The 25,766-nt window shown below is 75.8% G+C and carries 4 protein-coding genes; all 4 read right to left on the reverse strand.

Annotated features, from left to right (window positions below):
* Nucleotides 1-10 precede the first annotated feature (10 nt).
* The 4 genes from ACIRPP_RS26020 to ACIRPP_RS26035 all read right to left on the reverse strand — a co-directional run bounded on the left by ACIRPP_RS26020 (nucleotide 11) and on the right by ACIRPP_RS26035 (nucleotide 25,651).
* Entirely contained in the window at nucleotides 11-1,261 is a 1,251-nt protein-coding gene (locus ACIRPP_RS26020; RefSeq protein WP_403647345.1) for a hydroxymethylglutaryl-CoA synthase family protein, read from the reverse strand.
* Nucleotides 1,258-23,763, reverse strand: a complete 22,506-nt coding sequence (locus ACIRPP_RS26025) for an SDR family NAD(P)-dependent oxidoreductase (RefSeq protein ID WP_403647348.1) — start codon at nucleotides 23,761-23,763, stop codon at nucleotides 1,258-1,260. Before ACIRPP_RS26025 ends, ACIRPP_RS26020 begins: the two co-directional genes overlap by 4 nt.
* Nucleotides 23,764-23,857: 94 nt before the next feature.
* On the reverse strand, nucleotides 23,858-25,399 hold the full coding sequence (locus tag ACIRPP_RS26030; protein ID WP_403647351.1) for an amino acid adenylation domain-containing protein: 1,542 nt from the start codon (nucleotides 25,397-25,399) through the stop codon (nucleotides 23,858-23,860).
* Between the two features lie 6 nt (nucleotides 25,400-25,405).
* On the reverse strand, nucleotides 25,406-25,651 hold the full coding sequence (locus ACIRPP_RS26035; RefSeq protein WP_403647354.1) for a phosphopantetheine-binding protein: 246 nt from the start codon (nucleotides 25,649-25,651) through the stop codon (nucleotides 25,406-25,408).
* Nucleotides 25,652-25,766: the final 115 nt, after the last annotated feature.

Genomic DNA, 25,766 nt, shown 5'->3' on the forward strand with positions numbered 1-25,766 from the left:
TGATGTCCCCTCAGATCCATTCGTAGTGGCGGTGGTAGTCGTCGATGCTCCGCAGGGCCAGCAGCGGCGGACGGCCGGTGGAGGCCGTCAGCCAGGCGGGCGGCGGGCCGACGGCGTGCTTGCGTCGCGGCAGGAGGCAGGCCCGGCTCTCCGGCAGCAGTTCCCGGTAGGCGTCGAAGTCCAGCCGGCGGCGGGCGGCGAGGCGCGGCCCGATGCCGCGGGCGGCGACGGTCCGCCGTGCGGTGTCGCCGAGGGTGCCGCTGAGGAACTCCGAGGAGCAGCCGGACCCATAGGAGAACAGGCCCACCCTGGCCCGGTCCGTCAGGACCGGCAGGTCGTCGATCAGGCTGCTCAGGGCCAGGTAGAGGGAACCGGAGAAGAGGTTTCCGACCTGGGCCGGGTACCGCAGGCCGGGTTCGACGCGGCGGGCGAAGTCGGCGGCGATCGCGGCCGGTTCGAGGTCGGTGAACTCGCGCATGGCCCGGCGGTGCGCGGCCCGGACCATGCCGGCGAACGGGGTGTGGAAGGCGAGGTGGTCGAACGTGCCGTCGAGGGTCACGTCGGCCACCCGGCGCCGGTAGTCGCCGAAGCTGCGGACGGTGCATTCCAGGTAGGCCACGAGGGACTGGTCGGCGTCGGCCAGTTCGATGTCGGGGCCGGGCCGGGCGGTGTCCATGGTCTCGAAGCTGTGCAGGCCGAACGCGCCGAGGTCGAGGGCGAGGACGTCGGGCTGTTCGCTGAGGAGCAGGGCCACCGCGCCGCTTCCGGTGGCCAGTTCGGCGTACTCGGCGCGTTCGTCGGCGAGTCCCACGTCGGTGGCGATGAGCAGGACGCGGGCGCCCGGGGAGGCGCCCGACGCGAGGTGGCCGGCGGCCAGCTGCAGCGCGGCGGTCGCCGCGTAGCAGGCCTGCTTGACCTCCAGCAGACGGCATCGGTCGGGAAGTTGGAGGTGGCGGTGCACGTAGGAGGCGATCGACTTGCTGTAGTCGACGCCGGACTCGGTGGCCACCAGGACGAGTTCGATCCGGTCGCGGACGGCCGGGTCGAGGTCGTCGAGCATGCCCTTGGCCGCGTTCACGGCGTGGGTGACGGGGTCCTCGAAGGGCAGGGCGACGGAGCGTCCGGTCAGCATCAGGTTGGTGACCCGGCCCGGGTCCAGGCCGCGGCCCGCGGCCAGGTCGTCGGCGCTGATCCAGGCGCTGCCGCCGTAGACGTCGAGCGCCTCGATGCCCACGGTCGCGGGTCGCGGATCGGCGGTCATGCGGTCTCCTCGGTGGGCTCCGGCGCGGACCGGGCGGGGGTGGTGGGGATGGTGGAGGTGGCGGGGGCGTCGGGGTTCTCGGGTGTGTCGGGAGTGGCGGGGGTCTCGGACTGGGCATCGGGGGTGGCGGCGCCAGAATCGTCGGACGGGGCCGGGGTCCGGTCTGCTGCCGCGGTCCGGTCCGCTGCCGGGGAGGTCGCGGCCAGGACGGTCTCGCGCAGGAGGCGGTTGACGTCGTCCGCGTGGGTCACGCAGGGGAAGTGACCGGCGTCGGGCAGTTCCTCGTAGCGCGCGCCGGGCAGGGCATCGGCGAGCCGACGGGCGGTCTCCAGCGGTACCACGGAGTCCAGCCGGCCCTGGATCACCGTCGCCGGCAGGTCCAGTTCCGGCAGCCTGCGCAGCAGGTCCGGTTCGCCGGCGAAGAGATCCAGGTAGGACAGGCCGACGTAGGCGTCCATGCTCTCGCACCGCAGGATCCGTGCCGCGAGGTCCGCCGAAGCGGCGTCGTCGCCCGTGGCGGCGGCCACGGCGGCCATGTCCTCGGCCACGATGACTTCCAGCCGGTTGACCTCGCCGACGCGGTTGGCGTACCGGTAGGAGCCGCCGACGGTGGTCAGGGAGGCGGCACGGCCGGGGTGCCGGAGGGCGAAGGTCTGGGCGAGCAGCGCGCCCCAGGAGGCCCCGACCAGGTGCAGGGGGCCGTCGATGGCGAGCCGGTCCAGGGCGGTCGAGTAGAGGTCGACGATGTGGTCGAGGGACATCTCGCCGGCGGTGCGGGTGGCTCCCACACCGGGGTGATGCAGCACCACGAGGCGGTGGTCGCCGCCCAGGCCGGAGAACTGCCGGGCGAACATCCCCGCCCCGATGTTGAAGGGGTGCATCAGGAGCAGGGTGGGTCCGCCGGTGCCGTGCACGAACGCCTCGACGGTTGCGCCGTCCAGGCCGACCAGGTGGCGGCGCACCTGCGGGGCGTGTTCGGTGAGGACGGCCAGGTTGTCCCCGGCCCGTTCGTAGCCCTCGGCGACCGCGGCGCGGACGTCGTCGGGGATCCGGTCGGCCGGTTCGAAGCGTGCCCTGGCCAGGGCCATCGGCGTGGTCGCGGGCACCGTCGGGTGGAGATCCGCCACGCCGGTGCGGTGCGCGAAGCAGTCGGCCAGCCGGTCGGTGAGCGCGCGGGCGTCGGCGTCGGCCAGTCCGATGGGCACCGCGAGCCGCACCAGCCCGGCCGGGTCGTCACCGACGTGCGGGCCGCCGCGGACCCCGGTGGTGCGGTACAGCCAGGCCAGCAGGGCGGGCGCGGGGTGCGTCAGCGCGCGGAAGGCGTCGTCGCGCCGGGGGTCGAGCAGGACGCAGTGGGTGCCGGGCCCGCCGTGCGCGGGCGCGCCGGCGTCGACGAGCCGTCGGTGCAGCGCACGGACATGGCCCGCGCGGCGGCGGACCAGTTCCCCGGCCACATCGGTGTCGGCGAGCGCGGTGGCGAGGACGGCCTGCTGCTGCGCGCCGAGGTTCCGGCCGTAGGTGTCCTCGTCCTCGGCCAGGCGCTCGGCGAGGTCGCTGCGGCGGGTGGCGACCAGGCCGCCCACGGCGACGGCGAAGTTCTTCGACAGGCTCATGGTCACCGCGTCGGCGGTGTCCAGGAGGGCGCGCACGGTCTCCCAGAGGTCGCTTCCGTCGTCGTCGGCGATCGCCAGGGCGTTGTCGACCACCCGGGTCGCGTCCAGCACCAGCGGGATGCCGCGTGCGCGCAGGGTGCGTGCCGTCCCGCGCAGGGCGCCGAGGGAGAGCGGGACGCCGCCCGCGGCGTTGGTGCTCAACTCCAGGCAGACGAAGGTGACGTCGGCGCCGTGCTCGTCCAGCGCGGCCTCGAGCCCGGCGAGCCGTCCGTCGCCGTTCCCGTTCCCGTTCGCGTCGCCGTTCCCGCTCCCGTCCAGGGGGCCGTCGTCCGGCCGCGGGATCCGGACCGGCCGCAGGCCGGCCTCCGCCAGCGCGAACTGCCAGGTCGGGAAGAGGTCGTTGTGCAGGACCACTCCCCTGCGGCCGGGCCAGGCACGGCACAGGCGCAGCTCGGCGGCCCGTCCCGACGCCGTCCACGACACATGGGGCAGCGGCAGCCAGTCCGGCGGCGCGGTCGTGGCTCGCAGCGGGTCCGCGACGCGGGCGGCCAGGGCGGCCATCCGGTCGGTGACGAAGGAGTCGGTGCGCTCGAACCACGAGTCGGTGAGCAGGTCGTGCTCCACGCGCTCGTGGTCGAGGAGGACGGGGTTGTGGCCGGCTCGGGCGAGAACGGCGGCACGGTCGTCGTCTCCGGAGGCGGGGTTCGCCGCGCTCGGAGTGCCGGCGTCCGGGCCACGGTCGGGGCCGGGCCCGGAGTCCGCTGGGGCGCCGTCACCACCCGGTTCGTCCTCGGCACCCGGTTCGTCCTCGGCGGAGTTGGCGATCATCATGATCAGATCGACGGCGTCCGTGCGGCCCGTGGCGGGCTGGCAGAGGTAGAGCGGCACCTCGACGGGCCCGAACTTCTTCTTGAACCGGTAGTTTCCCTCGTCGAAGATGCCGACGGAGCGCAGCTCGGCCAGGGCCTGACGCACGTCCTCGGCCGGATTGGGCGTGGACGTCACCTCGACGCCGAAGCTGCCGCCGAAGCTCAGCACCTCCGCGCCTTCCGCCGCGAGCCGCCCGATGATCTCGACCAGGCTGAACTCCAGCCCGCCGAGCGGCAGGTCGCGCGGGTAGAACTCGACGTCCAGGAGGTAGCCGTTCTCGGCGGGCAGCGCGGCGAGGACGATGGCGCTGAGGAGCCGGTCGTCGCGGTAGGTCAGGAAGATGCGGTGCCGGTCGGGCAGTTCGCCGGCCCGGATCAGCTCGCGGGCCTCCGCGACGTACGCGTTGACCATCTGCTTGCCCTCGGACCAGCGGTCGACGAGGTCGGCGACGGCCGCGTCCGTCTTCGGGTCGGAGCCGCTGACGTACTCCTCGACGCGGTTGTCGCCGTGCCGTGCGAACCGCTTGACGAGATAGCGGAGTTTGCTGCGCCGGCCGCCGGAGAGCGAGAACGATGCGAGGTCCTCCAGCCGCTGCACGACGCCGAAGGAGGTGGCCAGCATCGGGGTGCCCGCGAGGTCGGTGAGGGGTTCGGTGGACAGCAGGTTCAGCCGGAGCCCGGCGCGCTCGCAGTACGCCAGCAGCTCTCCGGCCGCGTCGGTGAACCGCTCCGGCGCCCCCGTGTACCGCCACACCAGCACCGAGTCACCGCGGCGGCCGATCGCCAGATAGCCGTCCCGGGTCGACGGGAAGAACAGCAGCGGGGCGATGCTCACTCCGGCGAGCCCGGCCTCCATGCCGTGCCGTTGCTCCACCTCGTCCACGAGGCGCGAGAGTCCGGGGTGGTCGGCCAGATCGGAGCGGGGCACGACGAGGGGGGCCGGACCGGTGGGTGCGGGCACCGGCACGGGCGGGCGCGGAGAGCCGTCGGTACCGGTGGCGGAGGCGGCGGCGGTCTCGGCGAGCCGGAGTACGGCGGCCGTACCGAACCGTTCGACGAGGTGGCCGGCCAGTGCGGTGCAGTCGGGGTGGTCGAACAGCAGGGTCTTGGGCAGCGTGCCCAGCACCGTCTCCAGCGCGCGCACCGAGCGCAGCATGTCCAGCGAGGTGAGGGCGCCGTCGGTGAAGCGGCCGTCGGAGCCGAGGTCGGCGTCCACGGCCCGTTCCACGGCACCGCGGACGACGGCGACCGGATCGGGCTCCGGATCCGGGGTCTGCGCGGACGGGGGCGGGGGCAGTGGTCCGGTGGCGGGTGCGGCTTCGGGCGCGGGCTCGTGCGTGGGCTCGGTCGATGTCACCGGTACGGGCGCCGGTCCGGGCGGGGGCCCTGCGGCCACCGCGGCCGCCGGCTCGGGTGCCGGTGGTGCGGCGTCCAGGTACGCCGTGAGTCCGGCCAGCGTGTCGTGTTCGTACAGCTCGCTGGTCGGGACGGTGATGCCGTGCCGGTCGTGCAGCCAGCGGACCAGTTCGACGCGCATGATCGAGTCGAGGCCCAGTGCGGTCAGCGAGTCCTGGTCGCCGATCTCGTCGGGGGGCAGGCCGAGCGCTGCCGCCACCCGTTCGCGCACGGTGTCGGCGCCCGGGGCGGTCCGCGGTACGCCGGGAGTCTCGGGGCCGGGTACGGCGACGGGCGCGGACCGGCTCCGGTGCGGTGGCTCCTCGGGGCCCAGGGGCGTCAGCAGGACCCTGCCGTCCGCCGACCGGCGCGGGCCGGCGGCCACGGAAGCGGCGGCGGTGCCTGCCGGGGCGTCGTCCGCCGCCCGCGGGAACCAGTGGGCGGTGCGGGTGAAGCCCGGTACGGGCAGGGAGACACGGCCGGGCGGGGCGGGCCAGAGAGCGTCCCAGTCGACCGCGTGACCGGTGCACCAGCCGGCCGCGAGGTCCGCCGGGCCGGCGCCTGTGGGACCGTCGGCCGCCCGGCCGGTCACGACACCCCGGTACACCATCTGCGGGGCGGTGTCGCGGAGCGCGGCGATCAGCCCGGCGCGGTCGGAGGCGACGACGGCGAGGCGGTGCGGCAGTTCCTCCCGTCCGACCTGGAGGGTGTGGGCCACCTGGTCGAGACGGAGGTCCGGGTTCCGGTCGAGGGCGTCGGCGAGCCGGGAGCGGTAGTCGGCGAGGGTCTGTTCGTCGCGCGCCGACAGGGGCACGACGAACGGGCCGTCGGCGGTGACCGGTGCCGTCCCGGCACGGGGCAGGCCGCCGGTCTGCAGCACCACGTGGGCGTTGGACCCTCCGAAGCCGAACGAGCTCACGCCGGCCCTGCGGACCGGCCGGCCCGACTCGTCCGGCACGGGCGCCCAGGGGCGGGCGGTGCCGTCGGCGAGGGTCAACGGGGTGCCGTCCAGCCGCAGATGGCGGTTGGGCCGCCGCAGGTGCGGGTTGGGCGGGACCAGTCCGTGGTCCATGGCCAGCACGGTGGTGAGGAGTCCGGCGATCCCGGCCGCCGCCTCCAGGTGCCCGATGTTGGTCTTGACGGACCCGACCGTGAGGTGCGGGGCGGCAGGGGCGGGCAGGTTCCGGTCCTCGTAGAGCCGGGCGTACGCCTGTTTGAGGCCCTCGATCTCGACCGGGTCGCCCAGGGCGGTGCCGGTGCCGTGGGCCTGCAGGTAGCCGATGGTGCGGGGGTCGATGCCCGCCGCGCGCACCGCGTCGACGACGACCTGCGCCTGGGACTGCGGGTTCGGGGCGGTGAGCGAGGGCGAGCGGCCCCCGTGGTTCACGGCACTGCCGAGGATCACGGCCCGTACCGGGTCGCCGTCCTCCAGGGCGCGGTGCAGCGGCTTGAGGACGACGGCGCCGACGCCCTCGCCGCGGACGTAGCCGTCGGCGGAGTCGTCGAAGGAGGCGCACCGGCCTTGGGCGCTGAGCATGCCGGCCCGGGTGAACGTGTCGTAGAGGGCGGGGCTCAGGGTCAGGTTCACGCCGCCGGCGACGGCCAGGTCGCAGTCGCCGTCCCGCAGCGCCCGTACGGCGTGGTGCACGGCGACGAGCGAACTGGAGCAGGCGGTGTCCAGGGCTTCGCTCGGGCCGCGCAGGTCGAGCAGGTGGGAGACGCGGTTGGCGAGGACGGCGTGGGCGACTCCGGTGGCCATGTGCGCCTCCGAGGCGCCGCCCCGGGACGCCATCAGCTCGTTGTAGTCGCCGGTGGCGACGCCCACGAACACTCCGGTGGCCGTGCCGGCCAGCTCGCCGGGGCGGCTGCCCGCGTCCTGGAGGGCCTCCCAGGTGACTTCGAGGAAGTGCCGTTGCTGCGGGTCCATGAACCCGGCCTCGCGTGGCGAGATCCCGAAGGCGGTGGCGTCGAACTCGGCGACGCGGTCCAGGAATCCGGCGCGCACGCCCCTCATCCGGGGATCGGCGAGCAGGTCGGGCCGGTCGGCGGGGACGGGCCCGATGCGGTCCTCTCCGGCCGCCACGACGTCCCACAGGGCGGTCAGGTCGTCGGCGCCGGGGAACCGGCCCGCCATGCCGATGACGGCGATGGGCGTTCCGGTGGCCCCGGCCGCCACGGCAAGGGGCTCCGCCGGCGCCTGTTCGGGCTCCGGGGGCGAGGGCTGCTGCACGGGGGCCGGTACGTGCCCGGGGGCGCTGTCCGCGACGGGTGTCGGAGTGGCCGGGGCGCCCGGGACAGCCGGGGCGACCGGCGCGGCCGGTGTGCGGCCGATGTCGGGGTGGTCGCGGACGAGGCGGTCGGCCAGTGCCTCCAGGGTGGGTGCCTCGAACAGGACGGTGGGCAGCAGGTCGAGGCCGTAGCGGGCGTTGACCCGGGTGATCAGTTCGGTCAGGGAGATGGAGTCGAAGCCCAGCTCCATCAGGTTGGTGGAGAGGTCCACGTCGTCGTCCGCGACCATCAGGAACCCGGCGGCGAGGGAACGCAGTTCCTGTTCCACGGTGCCGGTCGAGGCGGCGCTCGCGCCCGCCGGGGTTCCGGCGACGGGCCGCGCCGCCGCCGGGGCGCCGACCGCCGCCGCCTCCGTCCCTTCGGCCTTGCGCGCTTCCGACGTCCGCCGGAGACCCGGGTCGTAGGCGACCACGCCGGGGCGTGGTTCGGCGCCGGCGAGGAACGCGTCGAAGGCGCGCAGGGCGTCCGCGGCCGGCAGGGACACCATGCCGGAGTGCTGCGCCATCAGGGTGCGGCTGGCCTCGGGCACCGCCAGCCCGCTGTCCGCCCACAACGGCCACGCCATGGACACCGTGCGGCCGGGGCGCAGCCCTGCCGTGTGCAGGGCGGTCCGTTCCTCGGCGAAGGCGTCGAGGAAGGCGTTGGCGAAGGTGTAGTCGGCCTGTCCCAGGTTGCCCGTGGACGCCGCCACGGAGGAGAACAGGGCGAGGAAGTCGAGCGGTTCGTCGCGGGTGGCCTCGTCGAGGTGCACCGCGCCCCACACCTTGGGGGCGAGGACGGCGGCCGCGTCGTCCGGCGTCTTGCGCACCGCGAGGGCGTCGCGGGTGACTCCGGCCGCGTGGACCACGCCGTGCAGGGCGCCGAACCGCTGCCGGACCGCGGTGACGAGCTCGCGCACCTGGTCGCGGTCGCCGACGTCGGCCGGGTGGTACATCGCCTCGACGCCCGTCGCGGTCAGGTCCCGCAGGAGGTCCGCGACGGCGGCGTCGGCGGGACGGCGCCCGCACAGCACGAGGTTGGCCCGGTGGGTCATGGCGAGGTGCCGGGCGACTGTGGCGCCGATCCGTCCGGCGCCTCCGGTGATCAGGTAGGTGCGGGCCGGGCTCGTCGGGGCCGGCGGGCCGGCGGGTTCCGGTGCGTACTCCTCGTACTGCAGGGTCTCCCGGTGGCCGCCGGTGAGCCGGATCTCTCCTTCGTCCGCGCCGAGGAGTTCGTCGACGAGCAGCCGGGCGCCGTCCGCCGGGTGGGCGTCGAGGTGCACGGTGAGACCGGAGAAGCCGCTGTGTTCCAGGGCGAGGGTGCGCAGCAGGGCGGTGAGCGCCGTGTAGGCGGGGCGGGCGCGGCCGGTCTCCGGGTCGGCGTGGTGGGCGACGAGGACGCGCAGGGGTGCGGCGGGGGCCGCCGCCAAGTGACGTGCGGCGAGCGGGAGTACGGTCTCGAAGCCCGCCCTCAGCTGCTGCGTCAGGCCGTCCGCCGTGCCGGGGCAGACGTGCAGGAGGGCGTCGGCCGGGCCGTCGTCGTCCGCGAGCCCCCAGGTGATCGAGCGGCGGCCGAGTTCCGCGGCCAGCGCGGCCCGCAGGCGCGGGTCGTGGCAGTCGAGCAGCACGTGGCGCAGCGGGCGACGCCCGGGCTCGGGCGGGCCGGCCGGGACCGGGCGGGGGCGCCGGTAGCGGACGTCGACGACGGCGTCCGGTGAGGCGGCCGCCGCCGTGCCGGTGCGCGGCGTGGTGCCGGTGCGCGGCGCCGTGTCGGTGAGCGGCGCCGTGTCGGTGCGCGGAGGGGCGGGCGGGGTGGTGGCGTCTCGGCGGACGGCCGTCAGGTGCAGCCCCCGCACGGCGAGGACGTGGTCCCGGCCGTCGAAGACGTCCAGGTCGACGGTGCGTGAGCCGGTGGTGCCGGGCGGGGTCACGTCGCGGGCGTGGACGCGGCAGCGGGCCGGGAGCGGCCGGAGGCAGGTCAGTTCGGCCAGGGAGGTGGGGAGGTAGCCGGTGGTCCCGTCGAGCACGGCGAGCGCCTGGAACGCGCCGTCGAGGACGGCCGGGTCGAGCCACTGGCCGGGAGCGGGCGCCGCGGCCAGATCGGCCAGGCACTCGCCCGGCCCGGCCCACAGCGCCTGGAGCACCTGCAGGCCGGTGCCGTGCCGTACGCCGCCGGCGGCCAGCCGGGCGTAGACGACGGCGGGCGCCACGGCCGGGCCCACCTCGTCGGGGGTGGGTGCGGTCACCGCGAACGGTGCGGGGGCGGGCAGGGGTTGCGCACGGCCGCTGACGTAGGGCACGCCGTCGGGGCCGGTGATCGTGAAGGGGACGGGTGGCGTCGGCGGGTGTCCGGCTCGGCCCTCGGTGACCACCCGGACCTCGTCCGTGTCGTCGAGGCCGAGGGGGCGCAGCCAGGTCAGTCCGGTGAGACGGACGGCGCCGGCCGGCTCGGGCAGCGCGGCGTGGACGAGTTGGGGCGCGGCGGCGCCGGGCAGGATCCGGCGGTCGCCGACGTGGTGCTCGCGGACGACGTCGCCGAGGGTGCGCAGGGAGACGGTCGCGGACACGGCCGGGGCGGACGCCGGTGCGGCGGGCGAAGGCAAAGGGTCCCCCGGAGAGTTGACCATGGCGGCCGGGGGCGTCTCGTGCGCCCCGGGCTCGGTCTGCGGGCTCCACCAGATCCTGCGGCGCTGCTGCGGGTGTCCCGGGAAGGCGGCGACGCGGGGCGGCGTGGGCCAGCGGGCGGCCCAGTCGACGCGTTCACCGTCGACCCACCTCCGGGCTAGGTCCGCCCAGCTCCCGCCGGATCCGTCGGCGGCCGTCCCCCGGTCCGCGGCGGCCGTACCGCGCCAGGTCCCCGGCCCGGTCTCGCCCTTGGCGATCTCGGTGAGCCGGGCGGCCAGTTCGCGCACGTCGCCGCACAGGACGGCGACGCGTTCGCGGAACGCGGGGCGTCCCACCTGGCTGGTGTGGGCGAGTTCGCGCAACCCGGTCCCGGCGGGCAGGGTGCCGGAGAGGGCGGCGGCGACGTCACCGGCGTACTGGGCCAGCAGTTCGGGCGAGCGCGCCGACAGGACGAACAGCTGCTCGGCGTCGGCCGGTCCGGCGGGCTCGGCGGGAGAGGTGGCCGGTCGGTACTCCTCCAGCACCACATGCGCGTTGGCACCCCCGGCACCGAAAGAACTGACCCCGGCCCTGCGCGGAGCCGGTCCGGACCGCCAGGGCCGGAGTTCCCGCGGCAGCTCCAGGCACTCGCCCAGGTCGATGCGGGGATTGACGCTGTCCAGGTTGGCGCACGGGGCGATGGCACCGTGGCGCAGCTGGAGGAGCACCTTGGTGAGCCCGGCGATGCCCGCGGCCGCCTCCAGATGGCCGACGTTGGCCTTCACCGAGCCGACCGCGAGCGGACCGCTCCCCCGGGTCCCCGTGGCGGACCCCGACGGGTCGAACACGCGGCGCAGACCTGCCATTTCGATGGGGTCGCCGAGCGCGGTGCCGGTGCCGTGGGCCTCGACGTAGCCGATGGTGGCCGGGTCGACACCGGCCCGGGTGAGGGCCTCGGTGACGACCTCGGCCTGGGCGTTGGGGTTCGGCACGGTGTAACCCGACGTGCGGCCACCGGCGTTGACCGCGCTGCCCTTGACCACGGCCCAGATGTCGTCGCCGTCGGCGATGGCCCGCCGCAGAGGCTTGAGCAGGACGGCACCGACCCCCTCGCCGGGGACGAAGCCGTCGGCGTCGGCGTCGAACACCCGGCACACGCCCTGCGGCGACAGCATGCTCAGCGAGCACAGCGAGACGAAGTGCGCGGGATGGATGATCACGTTGACCCCGCCGGCGACGGCCGTGTCGCATTCGCCGCGGCGCAGGCTCTCGCACGCCAGGTGCAGGGCCGTGAGGGACGAGGAGCAGGCCGAGTCGACCGCGTAGCTGGGCCCGGACAGGTCCAGCAGGTAGGACACGCGGTTGGCGACGGACCAGTACGAGGAGTGCGCCCCGGTCAGTTCGCCCTGTGGCCACGCGGTGGCGCCGAGCTGCCCGTAGGTGCCGTACATGACGCCCGCGAAGACACCGGTGCGTCCGCCCGCGCGGTCACCGAGGTGGCCGCTCTGTTCGAGAAGATCCCAGCAGGTTTCCAGGAACAGCCGTTCCTGCGGGTCGATCCTGACGGAGTCGCGGGCCAGGATGCCGAAGAAGCCGGGGTCGAACCGGTCGACGCCGTCGATGAAGCCGCCGTTGGCGGTGTAGAGCCGGTTGGGTGTGCCGGGCCGCGGGTCGTAGAGCTCCCGCCATGCGAACCGGTCCGCCGGGACCTCGGTGACGGCGTGCTCGCCGGACGCGAGCAGCCGCCAGAACGCGTCGAGGTCCGGTGCGCCGGGGTAGCGGCCGCTGACACCGATGACGGCGATGTCGTCGGGCCGAACAGCGGGGTCGTCGGTGGGCGGGGTGAGCGGCTCGGCCTTGGGCGGGGCGATGTCAGGGCTTGTCACGGGCACGGGCCGGTCGGCAAGTCCGGCAGGGACGGCGGAACCGTTGGGCACTGGAGGCTCGTCGGACAGCGCTGACGAGATCGACGCGGCCGGCACGGAGGAATCGGCCGGAACTGCGGGGGCGGTCGGAGCGGCGGCCCGCTGGGGAGCCGTAGCTGCTGCCAGTGGGCCGGCCCGCTCCGTCCGCAGGTGGTCGGCGAGCGCGGCGATGGTCAGGTGCTCGAAGAGCAGCGTCGAGGGCAGGGGACCGAGGTCGGCCTCGAAGCGGGCCACGAGGGTGAGGCTGACCAGGGAGTCGACGCCGAACTCGTCGAACGCGGTGTGGTCGCCGAGGTTCTCCGGGTCGTGCCGCAGGACGTCGGCGAAGACGGACCGCACGTACCGCCGCGCGGTGTCCGGGGTGACGCCGGCCGCCGCTTCCGGCTGCCCGGTGAGGCGGGGACGCCGGGCGGTGAGCAGGCACGGCGTCGCGGGCCCGTCCGCGGTGCCCGCGGTGCGGACCTCGACGTCGCCGAGTCCGGCAGCCCCGGCCACGGTCCGCCAGGTCGCGGGGGCGAGCAGCGGGGAGTGCGGGAGGCGCAGCTCCGGGTCCTGGTAGCGCCACCAGCCCTGGGTCAGGCCGAAGGTCAGGGTCAGGAAGTCGGAGTGGCCCGTGGTCTCGTGGACGAGGAGCAGCCCGCCGGGGCGCAGCAGCCGGGCCGCGTTGCGCAGGGCGGCGGTGACGTCCGTGGTGGCGTGGAGCACGCCTGCGACGACCACCACGTCGTGGTCGGCGCCGAGGCCCTGGGCTGCGGGGTCCTGCTCCACGTCGAAGCGGGCGAACTCCAGGGCGACGCACGGCGGGGCGTCGGGCCGCAGGGTGTCCTCGGCCTGCCGCAGGAAGGTGGGCGACAGGTCGGTGAAGGAGTAGGTGAGCGGGGCGGCGTCGGCGAGGGCGGCCAGGACGACGCGGGTGGTGGCGCCGGTGCCGGCACCGATTTCGAGGATGCGGGCGCCGCTGCCGGTCGCGTCGACGTGGCGGCGGACCCGGGCGGCGAGGTCCCGGTTGGCGGCGCGTTCGGCGGGGCCGCCGCCGTAGAAGCGGGCGAGCCCGTCGGTTGAGCCGCCGGGGAACAGAACTTCGAGCGGGTTGAGGCGCCCGGCCAGGACGTCGGGGAGCGCGGCCGTGCACCGCCGCAGCAGGTCCTCCTCGGCTTCCGGTACGGCGACCGAGGGGACCGGGACGGGGCCGGTGCCCACGAGGTCGGAGCCGTCGCGGCGGACCGCCCCGGAGCGTTCCAGGACGGGCAGCAGGGCCTCGAACAGGCGTTGGTGGGTGGGCTGGACGGCAAGCCGCCGTGCCGTCGTGGCCGCCGGCAGGCGTTCGCCCGGGGCGGGCAGCGCGCCCGCGGTGGTCAGTTCGGCCGCCAGCAGGGCGCCCGCGAGGGTGTCCAGGGGGTCCTTTCCGGCGACGGATTCCGCTTCCGTCACCAGCCCTCCCCCGACGACGGTTTCGCCGCCGACGGCTTCACCGACGAAGGCGTCACCGCCGGAGGTTTCCTCTGCGACCGGCTTCCCGACGGCCGCTTCCTCGACGACCAGACCGAGGTCGCGCAGGGCCCGCGGTGTCGCCCGGGCGACCAGCGCCTGCGGTGTGCGGGCGGCGAGGATCCGTTCCAGGGCGGTGAATCCGTCGGCGGGTTCGATGGAGCCCACCCCGGTCTCGGCCATCGCGCGGGCCCGCCGGGGGTCGGCGACGGCGCCGACGCTGCCCCAGTAGCCCCAGTTGACGACGGTCACGGGTACGGGCCCCCGGGTGTGCAGGGCGCGGCCGAGGGCGTCCTCGACCGTGGTGGCGGCCGCGTAGGCGGCCTGGCCGGGCGAGTCGATGGCGGACACGGCCGAGGAGAACAGCACGAAGTGGTCGAGGGGTTCGTCGCGCAGGACCTCGTGCAGCACCCGGACTCCGCGGTCCTTGGCGAGCATCGCCAACCGCAGGTCGTCCGCCCCGGCGAAGGCGAGGGTCCGGTCCCGCAGGTCCAGGGCCGCGTGCACGGCCGTGGTGACGGGGCCGAACGAGGCGTGGGCCACCGCGAGCGCGGCCCGCACGTCGTCGGGACGGGACACGTCGCCCTGGACATAGCGGGCGCGTCCGCCGGCCGCTTCCACGGCGGCCAGCCGTTCGGTGACGGTGGCGTCGGTCGCGGGGCGGCGGCCGAGCCAGACGACATCGGCGGCGGTGGTGCGGGCCAGGTGGCGGCTGAGGGCGTACCCGATGCCACCGGCGCCGCCGGCGATCAGGTGGACGCCCCGGGGCCGCCAGGGGGATGGGGTGCTCTGGCCGGTCCCGTCCGGCAGGGGGCGGAACACCTGGGTGAGCCATCGGCCCGCACGGTGGGCGAGTACGGGATGCCCGGGCGGGGCGCGCAGGACCGTCTCCGCCTCTACCTCGGGCTCCGCTCCCCCGTCGGCCACGTCTCCGCCGCCTCGCGGGTCTCCCAGGTCTCCCGCGGCCCGCGCGGCTTCCAGGTCGAGGCAGCGGACGTCCCAGCTCGGGTGTTCGGCCCGGGCGGTGCGCAGGATGCCCAGGACTCCGGCGCGGGCCGGGCAGGTGACCGCGGTCCCGGCGGCCGGCAGCGTCCCGTCGAGGACGGCGGTCAGGTCCAGGGGGCGGCGGGCGGCGGGGCCGGCCGCGAGGGCGCGGACGCAGTCGAAGACCTGGGCGACGACGGGGTCGCTGTCCGGGTCCTCCGCTGCGCCGCCGGTGAGCACGAAGTGGACGGCGTCCACGTCGGCACGGGCGAGCCGCTCCGGGCCCTCGGCCAGGGGTGCCCTCGGGCCGTCGCACCGGTCGGCGAGGGTGCGGGCGAGGTCTTCGCCGCCGCGCGCATGGAGCACCAGGGTGCGTCCCGGGGGTGCGGTCGTCGCCGGGGCCGGGGTGCCGGCGTCGGCCTCCGTCCAGTGCGGGACCAGCACGGACACCGGGGGCCGCGCGTTCTGACGCCCGGTGGGGGCGGGGCGGGCCACCAGGCCCTCGATACGGGCCAGTTCGCGCCCCTCCTCGCCGGCCAGCAGGACGGTGATGCCGTCGGGTGTGCGGCGGACGTGCGCCCAGGCGGGCGGCCCGTCGGCCCGACGCACCACCACGCGGGCCGCGGCGAACGGCAGCAGCAGCTCCCCGTCACCCGCGAGCACGGAGGCCACCTGGATCGCGCCGTCCAGGGCGGCCACGTCGACGAGGGTGCTCCAGGAGGGGCGGTCGGTGCCGGTCAGCCGGCCGAGGGCCTCGCCGTCGCCCACCCGGACCTCGTCCACGACGCGGAAGGCCGGTCCGTAGTGCAGCCCCGCCGCCCCGAACCGGGCGTAGAGCTCCTCTCCCGACCGGATGCGGGGGCAGCGGCCGGCGAGGGCTTCGATCGGCAGGCGGGACGGGGGTTCGGTGGACGGCCGCACGGTGGCGGTGGCGATGTCCGTGTCGCCGTGGCGGAGGGTGAGGCGGGTGCCGTCGGTGTCGATCCGGACCTGCTGGGCGGTGTCGGCGTGCAGGGGGCGCAGCCACCGGACGCCGGAGAGTTCCAGCGGCCCCTCGTCACCGGCCGCGACCGCGGCGAGGGCGAGGGCGCCGGTGCCGGGCAGTACGGGCGTGTCGGCGACCCGGTGGTCGGCGACCTGCCAGGCGTCCGGGTCCACCCACCAGGTCAGGCCCGGCGCGGCGGCCGCCTGTTCCGGCCAGTGCCGGGTGCCGCGCAGCGGGTGGGCGGGCAGCGGCGTCCTGCGGGCGTCGACCTGGGCGAACTGGGCGGCGAAGTCGGGCCGGCCGCCGGCCAGGTAGGCGTCGGCGAGCCGGCGTTGTTCCGGCCTGGCGTCCGCGAGCGACGGCGGGGTGCCGTCGCGGGCGGCCCGCAGGGCGGCGGCGAGACCGTCGAGGGTGTGCGCCAGGACGACGACACGCTCCGGGTGGTGGCGGCGGCCGACGCACAGCGTGTACGCCACGTCGGCCAGCCGCGGTGCGGCGGGCACCGCCTCCGCCAGCGCGCCCAGATGGGCGGCGAGTTCGCGTGGCGTTCGCGCGGACACGGGGACGACGAAGTCGCGGGCGGAGTCGGTGTGCCGGGGCCGCGTGGGCGCCTCGGAGACGACCAGGTGGCAGTTGGTGCCGCTGACGCCGAAGCTGCTCACGGCGGCGACCCGCGCGCCGCTCGGTCCGGGCGGCCAGTCACGCAGTTCGGTGACGACGTGGAAGGGGCTGTCGTCCAGGTCGAGCCGCGGGTTGGGCGAGGAGTAGCCGGCGGTCGGCGGGAGTTGGCGGTGCCGCAGCGCCAGCAGCACCTTCAACAGGCCGGCGATGCCCGCGGCCATCGTGGTGTGGCCGACGTTGCCCTTGACGGAGCCGATCGCACAGGACGCCCCGGGAGCCGCACCCGTCCGGCGGAACGCCTCGGTGAGCGCCTTGACCTCGATCGGGTCACCGAGCGGTGTGCCGGTGCCGTGCGCCTCGACCAGTCCGATGTCGTCCGGCGTCACCCCGGCCCGCCGCCACACGCGGGTGAGCAGGTCTGCCTGGGCCCGGCCGTTGGGGGCGGCGATGCCGTTGCTGCGGCCGTCCCCGTTGGCGCCGGACGCCCGGATGACGCCGTGCACGTGGTCGCCGTCGGCCAGGGCGCGGGCCAGCGGCTTGAGCACCACGGCACCGACCCCCTCACCTAGGACGATCCCGTCGGCGGAGGCGTCGAAGGGCGCGCTGCGCCCGGTCGGTGAGAGGATGCCGGCGGCGCTGGTCTGGACGTGGATGTCGGGGCCCAGCATGAGGGCCACCCCACCCGCGACGGCCATCTCGCAGTCGCCGCTGAGGACGCTCTGGCAGGCGAGGTGCACGGCCAGCAGCGACGACGAACAGGCGCTGTCCACGGCGGTGGTGGGCCCGGTCAGGTTGAGGAAGTACGAGACCCGGGCGGCCAGCACGGACGGGGCGCCGCCGAGGAAGCTGTGCGCGGTGTCGTGGCGGCCGGCGGCGTGCCGGATCTGCCGGTAGTCGGACTGCGTGCAGCCGACGAACACCCCGCAGGACAGGGGCGTTTCGGGGCCGACCGCGTATCCGGCGTCCTCCAGTGCGCGCCATGCCTCGGTGAGGAACAGCCGCTGCTCGGGGTCCATGTCCTCGGCCTCGAGCGGGGACATGCGGAAGAAGGGTGCGTCGAACGCGTCGATGCCGGAGAGGGACGCCGCCCATTTGCTCGTCGTGGTGCCGGGGCGGCCCGCCGGGTCGTAGTGGGCGGCGGTGTCCCAGCGGTCGGGCGGGACCTCCGCGGTGCGCTGCCGCCCGGCGGCCACGTCGGCCCAGAAGCCGTCCAGCGTCGGCGTGTCGGGGAACCGGCCGGCCATCCCGATCACCGCGACGGCGTGCTCGTCGTACCGCTCCTCGGGGGACGGTGACGGCTCGGACACGGGAACGGGTGCCACTGCGGGCGGGGCCGGGGGCGGGGACACGGCCGGGGGCGGTGCCAGGGGCGCGGAGGAACGCGGGCGGCCGTCGCGCACGGAGGCGCCGCGCAGGACGAGCGGGGGCGGTGAGGGCCGGGACGCGGAGGCCGCAGGGGGTGGCCCGGACGGGGCGGGACCGTGCGCGTCGGCACCACTCAAGGCGGGGCCGGGGGCGCCGGGTGCGGGCTCAACGGGAGCCCGCACCGTGTCGGGCTCCGGATCCGGCGTCGGCGTGGTCGTCGGGTCGGGCAACTGCCTCCCGGCCGACGCCGGTTGGGGAGCCCCCGAGGCAGGCGCCAGCGCGGCCTGAGTGACCTGCTGCCGGTGCCGGACGGCCGCGGCGACGGCGTCGGCCAGCTCGGGGACGGTCGGACACTCGTAGACCAGCACCGATTCGAGGTGCACGCCGAACCGGGTGGCCAGCGTGTTGGTGACCTCGACGGCTCCGATCGAGTCGAGGCCCATGTCGGAGAACGTCTGGCGGGCGTCCACCTCGTGCGGGGCCAGGTACAGCTGGGCCGCCACCGCCTCCACGACGGCCTCCCGCACGTCGTCGCCGCTCGGCCCGGTCTCCGGCACGGGCCCGGCCGGCGCGGCGGGCGCGGCCGGCGCGGCGGGCGCGGCCGGCGCGGCGGGCGCGGCCGGCGCGGGAGGCGTGGGAGGCGGTGCCGCCGACGCGGCCGGCTCGGGCGCCACGACTCGGCCCGGGACGGGGCCGGGGTCGGCTTCGGCGCCGGGCGGCGGGGCGACCGGTGGTGCCGTGTCGCGGCCGAGGCGGCTGTGGACCCGTTCGACGGCCTCGCCGCCCAGCACTCGCTCGTGCATACGCAGTTCCCGTTCGATCACGTCGGACAAGGCGGAAGTGGTGCGGCGGGCCAGCTCGCGTTTGAGTTCGGCGGTGGCGGCGCGGGACTGGCGGGCGACGGACTGGGCGTGGGCGAGGGCCGCGGACAGGACGTCCGCCCGTGCCCGCACGTCGACCGAGGCTCCGCGCTCGCGCAGTTCGGCACCGGTCAGCGGGCGTCCGGTGTAGAAGAGCTGCTGGGCGACGGCCGTACCCAGCTTGCGTTCGACGAAGTAGGTGGCTCCGGCGCCCGGGGTGAAGCCGTAGGTGAGGAACGGCAGGCCGTAGCTCGCCTCCCGGGCCATGACCACGACGTCGGCGTACAGGCCGAACACCAGGCCGCCGCCGCTGGCGTGTCCCTGGAGGGCACTGATGACCGGCTTGTCGCAGGCGAGGACGAGCTGGTGCAGGAACGACACGTCGGCGAACGTGCCCTGCTTGGCGGCCAGTCGGGCCATCGCCTCCGGGGTGGCCCCCATGCTGAACACCTCGCCGGTGCCGGTGATGACGACACAGGACACCGAGTCGTCGGCGGCGGCCGAGGTGAGCGCGTCGCGGAAGCCGTCGAGGAGCTCGTCGGTGAACGTGCTCCGGCCCAGTGTGATCAGCAGGATCCCGTCGGGCAGGCGTCGCACCTCGCAGGCCGGCCGGCCGGAGTCGTCCGCCACAGCCTCTGTCGCCGCCACCGCCATTGACACAGCCTCCAGTTGGTCTTCCCTCCGCCGTGCGGAAGGCGGGGAGAGAGGTGCGAGTGCGGGGGCGGACCCGGCGGATTCCGACCGCCACAGCCCGGGCCAGCAGCGTTCTCCCCGGAAGGGGTACGGCGGCAGGGGCACCCGTCGCCGGCCCGGCGGGTGGCAGAGGTGCCAGGGCACGTCGGCCCCTGCCGCCCACGCCTCTGCCAGCCGTTCCCACTGGCGCCGCTCGACGGCGTCGGTGAGGTCGGCCGGAGCGGCGGCGGGATCGGCGTCCCGTCCCCAGAAGGCGCCCGGGGGCGGGGCGCCGCCGTCCAGGTAGGTGCGCAACGCGTGCCGGGCGGCGGACGCGTCCGCACAGACGACCGCCAGGCGGCGGGCCCGCGGTGTACGGCCGACCTGCGACGTGTGGGCGATGTCGTGCAGGAGCGGAGCCGCTGCGCCCCGGTCCTGCCCCCGGTTCGGGTCCAGGTCCAGATCGGCGAGGGTGCGGTGGGCCAGTTCGTCGGCGCGCAGCCCGGCAGTGGACGCGAGCAGTCCGAGGTCCACCCGCTCCAGGCCGAGGTCGCGCAGCGGCACGGTGACCGGTACGTCGTCGGGGCTCACGCCGAGCAGCCCGGCCAGTTCGCGGCGCACCGCGTCCCCGTCCCGCCGGTCCAGGACGGCCAGCATGTCCTGTGCCACGCGGGCGAGTTGGTCGTCGTCCTCGGCGGACAGGACCAGGACGGCGGGGCCCTCGGCCGGGGCTGGGGCCGGGACGGGGGGCGTGGGGGCCTCCTCGACGACGAGGTGGGCGTTGGAGCCTCCGGCACCGAACGAGCTGACGCCGGCCCGCCGTACGCCCGCCGGTCCCGGCTGCCAGGGCTCGGCGGTGCGTTGCAGGCGGAAGGGGCTGTCGTCGAGGCGCAGCGCCGGGTTGACGTCGTCGCTGTGCAGGGTGGGGACGAGCGTCCGGTGCCGCAGCTGCAGCAGCACCTTGGTCACCGCGGCGACCCCGGCGGCGCTCTCCAGGTGCCCGATGACCGACTTGACGGAACCGAGGGAGCAGGTGGTGTCGACGCCCGCGTACGCCTCGCGCAGGCCCTGGACCTCGATCGGGTCCCCGAGCGAGGTGCCGGTGCCGTGCGCCTCGACGCAGGTGACGGTGGCGGGGTCCGTTCCGGCCGCCGTCAGGGCGCCGGCCACCACCTCCGTCTGGGCGGCGGGGTTGGGCACGGTGAATCCGCTGGCACGGCCGCCGTGGTTGAGGCGCGAGCCGCGGATGACGCCGTGGACGTGGTCTCCGTCGGCGAGCGCGGCGGCGAGCGGCTTCAGGAGCAGTGCGCCCACCCCCTCGCCGGGCACGTATCCGGTGCCGCCCTCGCCGAAGCTGCGGCACCGGCCGTCGCGTGACAGCCACTGGCCCGCCGCGAGTTGGAGGTACTTCTCGGGGTGCGGCATCAGGTTGACCCCGCCGGCGAGGGCCCAGGCGCACTCGCCGGCGCGGAGGGCCTGCACGGCGAGGTGGATGGCGGTCAGGGAGGAGGAGCAGGCGGTGTCGACCGCGATGCTGGGGCCGCTGAGGTCCATCCGGTAGGAGACGCGGTTGGCGACGGACGAGTGCAGGGCCAGCGGCAGCGGTTCGTCCGGTGCGTCGTCGACGAGCTGGAAGTGCGAGGACATCACGCCGACGAACACGCCCATGCGCCGGTCGTGCAGCCGGTCGGGCCGGTGGCCGGCGTCCTCGACGGCCTGCCAGGCCGTGGTCAGGAACAGCCGCTCCTGGGGGTCCATGCGTTCGGCCTCCCGCCGGGAGATGCCGAAGAAGGCGCGGTCGAACCGGTCGATGCCGTCGAGGAATCCGCCCCACTTGCCGTAGGTGCGGCCGGGTGTGTTCGGCCGCGGGTCGAAGTACCGGTCGTGCGGCCATCGTTCGGGCGGCACCTCGGTGACGCAGTCGCGCCCCGCCCGCAGGTTGTCCCAGAACTCCGCCAGATCGGATGCCCGGGGGTAGCGTCCGGCCATCCCGATGACGGCGATGGCGTCCGGGTCGGCGGGAGCGGACTCTTCGGACGGGACGGGCTTCCCCGTGCGAGCCGGCGCCGGGTCCGTCCGCGTCGCCGACGTCTCTGCGGTACCCGCACCCGTGCTGAAGGGTTCGAGCCGGTGGTCCCCGTCCGGGGCCGGGCCGAGGGCGGCGAGGACCCGGTCCGGTTCGCCGTACCCGATGAGGACGTGGCGCCGGCCGGAGGCGAGGGCGCCGCCGAGGGCGCGGAGGGCGGCGTCGGTCGGCATGGGCAGCAGGCCGTGGGTGTCGTGGTCGTGCCGCAGGGCGCTCTCCGGGGCGGTCATGCCGCCGTCCGCCCAGTACGGCCACTCCACGGCGAGGCTGCGGCCGGGCCCGGTGCGGGCCCGCATCAGGTCGGCGAGTGCGGCGTTGGCGTAGGCGTAGTCGCACTGGCCCGGGCTGGGCAGGGTCGCGGCGAGCGACGAGAAGGCCACGAAGACGGAGAGGTCGTCCGAGGCGGTGGCCCGGTCGAGCAGGGTCACCGCCCGCGTCTTCGCCGCCAGGACGGCGGCGGACCGCTCCGGGCTCTTGCGGAAGAAGACGCCGTCGTCGACCACGCCCGCGCAGTGGAACACGCCGTCGAGGCGGCCGTGCGCGCTGCGGGCGGTGTCGGTCAGCCGGTCCACGTCGGCCGGGTCGGAGAGGTCGGCCCGCACATAGCGAGCGGTGACACCGAGCTCGCGCCATGCGTCGATGTGCCGGGTGATCTCGGCGGACGCCTCGCCGCGGGCGGCGAGGGTGAGGTGGGCGGCGCGGTGTTCTCGGGCCAGCCAGTCGGCGATGTGCAGGCCGATCCGTCCGGCTCCGGCAACGAGGTGGGAGCCGCCCGGCGGGACCGGGATCCCTTCCGGACCGGGCAGGGCGACGGGCCGGTGCCGGCGCACCCAGCGCCGTCCCCGGTGGTGACGGACTTCGGGTTCGGCCGTCGTGTCGTCCAGTTCGGCGAGCACCGCCGCCACGTCGGGCGGTCCGTCCGGGAGAGTGACCGAGCGGCAACGCAGGGACGGCACTTCGGCGTTGACGGTGCGCAGCAGCGCGCCGAGTGCGCGGTGGCCGGCGTCGGCACCGGCGCCGTGCAGTGCGAGCAGCCGGTGCGGGCCGGGCCTGTGGCTGTCGACCACGGCACAGGCGAGGGTCCACAGCCGGTGGTAGGGGGCGGGTGCGGGCCAGGTGGCGTCGATGAGGACGGCGGGATCGCGTCCCTCCGCGGCGAGTTGCCGCAGCAGGGCGGTGAGGGCCGCGCGGTCCTGCCGGTCGACGCGGTGGCCGCCCTCGGGGACCGGGCCGTCCTCGACGACGGGGATGAGCCGCAGGTCGGGCCGGGCGGCGCGCAGCGCCTCGGCCCACTCGGCGCCGAACACCACGATGTCACCGCCGCCGGAGCCAGGAGCGGGACCGGACACGGGACCGGGACCGGACGCGGGACCGGGACCGGACGCGGGACCGGGACCGGACGCGGGACCGGGACCGGACACGGCACCGGGACCGGACACGGCACCGGGACCGGACGACGGGTTGGGACCGGGTGCCGGGGCCCAGACGGGTTCGAAAGCGCGGAGTTCCCCGGCCGGGGCGGACGAGGCGCCCGCAGACGCCGGAGTTCCCGAGGAGGCAGGGCTGCCCGTGATGTCCGCGGTGGCCGCAGCCGGTTCGCCGTGTTCGGCGACGAGGTGCGCGGCGACGGCGTCGACGGTGGTGTGCTCGAACAGCAGCGTGGGGTAGAGGGTGGCGCCGACGAGCTGCTCCAGCCGCTCGGTGGCCTTGAGCACGTCGACCGAGTTCAGGCCGAGTTCGTAGAAGCCGACGTCGGAGGGGATCTGCGCTGCGGGCCGCCCGAGGTGTTCCGCGAGCACCTCGCGGACCCGGTCGGCCATGCTGCCGGTCTCACCCGGCTCGGGGGAGGCGGCCGCCCGCTCCGCCGGCGCCACCGTGGCTGTCGAGGGCGTCCGCGAGGCCCCGGCGTCGGACTCCTTCCGCGCGCTGCCCGGGGCCGTGATGTGGGCGCCGGGGCGCAGGCGCTTGGAGGCGAAGCCGACGATCTCGGCCACCGGACGGCCGTCCAGGTCGTGGACGTACACGTCGTTGCTGAGCAACTCCCCCGATTCCGTGAGCCGTTCGACGGCGGGTACATGGACCAGGACCGGTCCGCGCAGCGGCCGGACGGCGCGGAACCGGCCGACGAACATCGGGACGAAGGGGTCCTCCCCCGCCTCCGACCGGCAGAAGCCGAGCAGGGTGGCCGCATCCAGTCGTGCCGGGTGCAGGTGGTAGTCCTCGTCGGCGCCCGAGCCGGTGTGGAGGTCGATCTCGGCGAGCAGGGCGTCCGGTCCCCGCCGCACCGTGCCGGTGCAGGTCATGCGCGGCCCGTGGTGCACCTGCTGGGCGCGCGCCCGGGCGTACACGGCGGCCATGTCGTCCGCGTCGCCGGGCGCCTCACGCACCTCGGGTGCGAGGGCGGGCAGCGGGCGGTCGGTCCAGCCCAGGCGGCCCCTCAGGTTCTCCACCCAGGGTTCGTCGGGCCGATCGGCTCCCACCGGGCGGCTGGTGGCGCGCACGTCGGCCGTCCCGTCCGCGCCGCCCTCGATGACGATCCGCAGCTGCCGGCCGGTGCCCGGTGCGGTGGTGACGGGCTCGGTGAACAGGACGTCGGTCAGTTCGGCCCGTTCGGGGTCGAGGCCGCGGGCCTCGAGCATCCGCCAGATCACGTCGAAGAAGGCGCTGCCCGGCATCAGGCAGACGTCCCGGAGCCGGTGTTCCTGGACGACGAAGTCGGTCGGGTCCAGTGCGACCTCTGCTTCGACGCGGGATCCCGGACTGAGCATTGACTACCTCCCGTACGCGATCCGTTGTGCCCCGGACCGGGTCAGCTTCGTGGGCGAGGGGGCCGGTGCCCGCTCAGAACTGAGCGGACCGGTGTCACGACGACTGCAGGGACGCCAGCCGCCGTTCGGCGACCCGGCGCAGGTATGGGCGATCGACCTTGCCGTTGGCGTTGAGGACGGGCGCCGGCACCCACCACAGCAGCCGGGGCATCATGTAGGCGGGCAGGCGGCGGGCGGCCCGGCCGAGCACCTCGGCCTGGGTGACGGGCTCCCCGCCCATCAGGCAGGCGACGAGCTGCGGGCCGGTGGCGGCGCCGACGGTGAGGACGGCCACCTCGGCGCCGGGGGCGGCGGCGCGCAGGGCCGCGGCGACCTCCCCCAGCTCCACGCGGTAGCCCTGGACCTTGACCTGGCTGTCGGCCCGGCCGAGGTGGACCAGGCCGCCGCCGGGGCCGCGGCGCACCCGGTCGCCGGTGCGGTACCAGCGCCGTCCCGCGTGGTCGAGGAACCGGCCCTCGTCCTCGGCCGGGTCCAGGTAGCCGGAGAACACCTGGGCGCCCCGCAGGCAGAGTTCGCCGGTGTCCGCGGGGGTTCCGTCCTCGTCGACGACGAGGGCGTGCACGCCGGGGAAGGGCCTGCCGATCGGCACGGCCGCGTCGTCCGGCGCCTCGTCGGCGGCGTCCCAGAGGTGCCCCGTGCAGGCGACGGCGGCCTCGGTCGGGCCGTAGAGGTTGTCGATGACGGAGGCGGGCGCCGCCGCCTGCCAGGCGCGGGCGATGCCGGTGGTGAGGGGCTCGCCGCAGAAGAGCGTCGTCCTGATGTCGGGCAGGGAGCCGGGGCTGAGCCGTCCGGCGATGCGCAGTGAGGCGGCCAGGCTGGGGGTGGCGTGCCAGACGGTGATGCGGCGGCCGGACAGCCGGGCGGGTGCCAGGGCCTGGAGGCGGTTGAGGACGTGCAGGCACGCGCCGGAGCCCCAGGCGAGGAACAGTTCGCTCATCGACAGGTCGAAGGTGAGCTCGTGGATCTGGCTGAAGCGGTCGCCGGGTCCGAAGGCGTGCCGGTCGAGGGCGGCGCCGACGAAGGCGCTGACGTTGCGGTGCCGGACGGGCACGCCCTTGGGTGTGCCGGTGCTGCCGGAGGTGAACATCAGGTAGGCGAGGTCGTCCGGGTGCCGGGCGGGTGCGTGGACGGGTCCGGGCGGGCCGGGCCGGCGGAACGGGGCGCCCCCCGGCGGGTCGGGCAGGTCGGGAGTGAGGACCGCGCCGGGGCCGAGCAGGGGGAGCAGGGTGCTCAGGCCGGCGGCGCCGGAGGCGTCCGCGACGACCGCGTCGAGCCGGGCGGCCGCGGCCACGGCGGCCAGCCGGTCCGGGGGTGCGTCGGGCGCCAGGGGCACCGCGCAGGCACCGGCGCGCAGCGCGGCCAGGAACCCGGCGCAGGCAGTGACGCCGCGGGCCGCGAGGATGCCGACGCGGCGGCGGCCGTCGGCGGCGAGCGGGCCGGCGAGCGCGGACACCTCGCGGTCCAGCGCGTCGTAGGTGAGGGTCCGTCCGCCCGCGCACAGGGCGGGGCCGTCGGGGGCGAGGGCGCGGCCCCGGTCGAACCACTGGTCCAGCAGGGGACCGCCGTCGGCGCCCATCGTCCGTCAGCCGTTCGCCAGCTCGTCCAGGACCGCCCACAGCGAGCCCGGTGTGCGGAAGGTGGCGGGGGCGATCGTGTGGTCGGGGAAGGTCACGCCGAGGATGTCCTCAAGGGTGTCCATCAGCACGACCGTGGCGACCGAGTCGAGTCCGACGGCGGCCAGGGGCAGGTCCTTGGGCACTTCGGGTTCGTGCTCCAGCGCGGGCAGCTGGGCACGCAGGATCTGTTCCAGTGTCTCGTACGCGACCATTCCGCGACGCCCTTCCACTCGGTGACCCCCACAGCGAACCGGCGCGCGGCGCGGGGTGCCGCTCACTACTGAGCGGCACCCGTGCGGGCGCCCGATCATGCTCGGAGGGCGGCCG

This window comes from Streptomyces sp. NPDC101219 (genome assembly GCF_044767675.1).
Lineage (GTDB): Bacteria > Actinomycetota > Actinomycetes > Streptomycetales > Streptomycetaceae > Streptomyces.

Bases quoted from the DNA above. Each gene is read 5' to 3' on its own strand.
- ACIRPP_RS26020 (WP_403647345.1), bottom strand. From the start codon at position 1,261: ATGACCGCCGATCCGCGACCCGCGACCGTGGGCATCGAGGCGCTCGAC.
- ACIRPP_RS26025 (WP_403647348.1), bottom strand. From the start codon at position 23,763: ATGCTCAGTCCGGGATCCCGCGTCGAAGCAGAGGTCGCACTGGACCCG.
- ACIRPP_RS26030 (WP_403647351.1), bottom strand. From the start codon at position 25,399: ATGGGCGCCGACGGCGGTCCCCTGCTGGACCAGTGGTTCGACCGGGGC.
- ACIRPP_RS26035 (WP_403647354.1), bottom strand. From the start codon at position 25,651: ATGGTCGCGTACGAGACACTGGAACAGATCCTGCGTGCCCAGCTGCCC.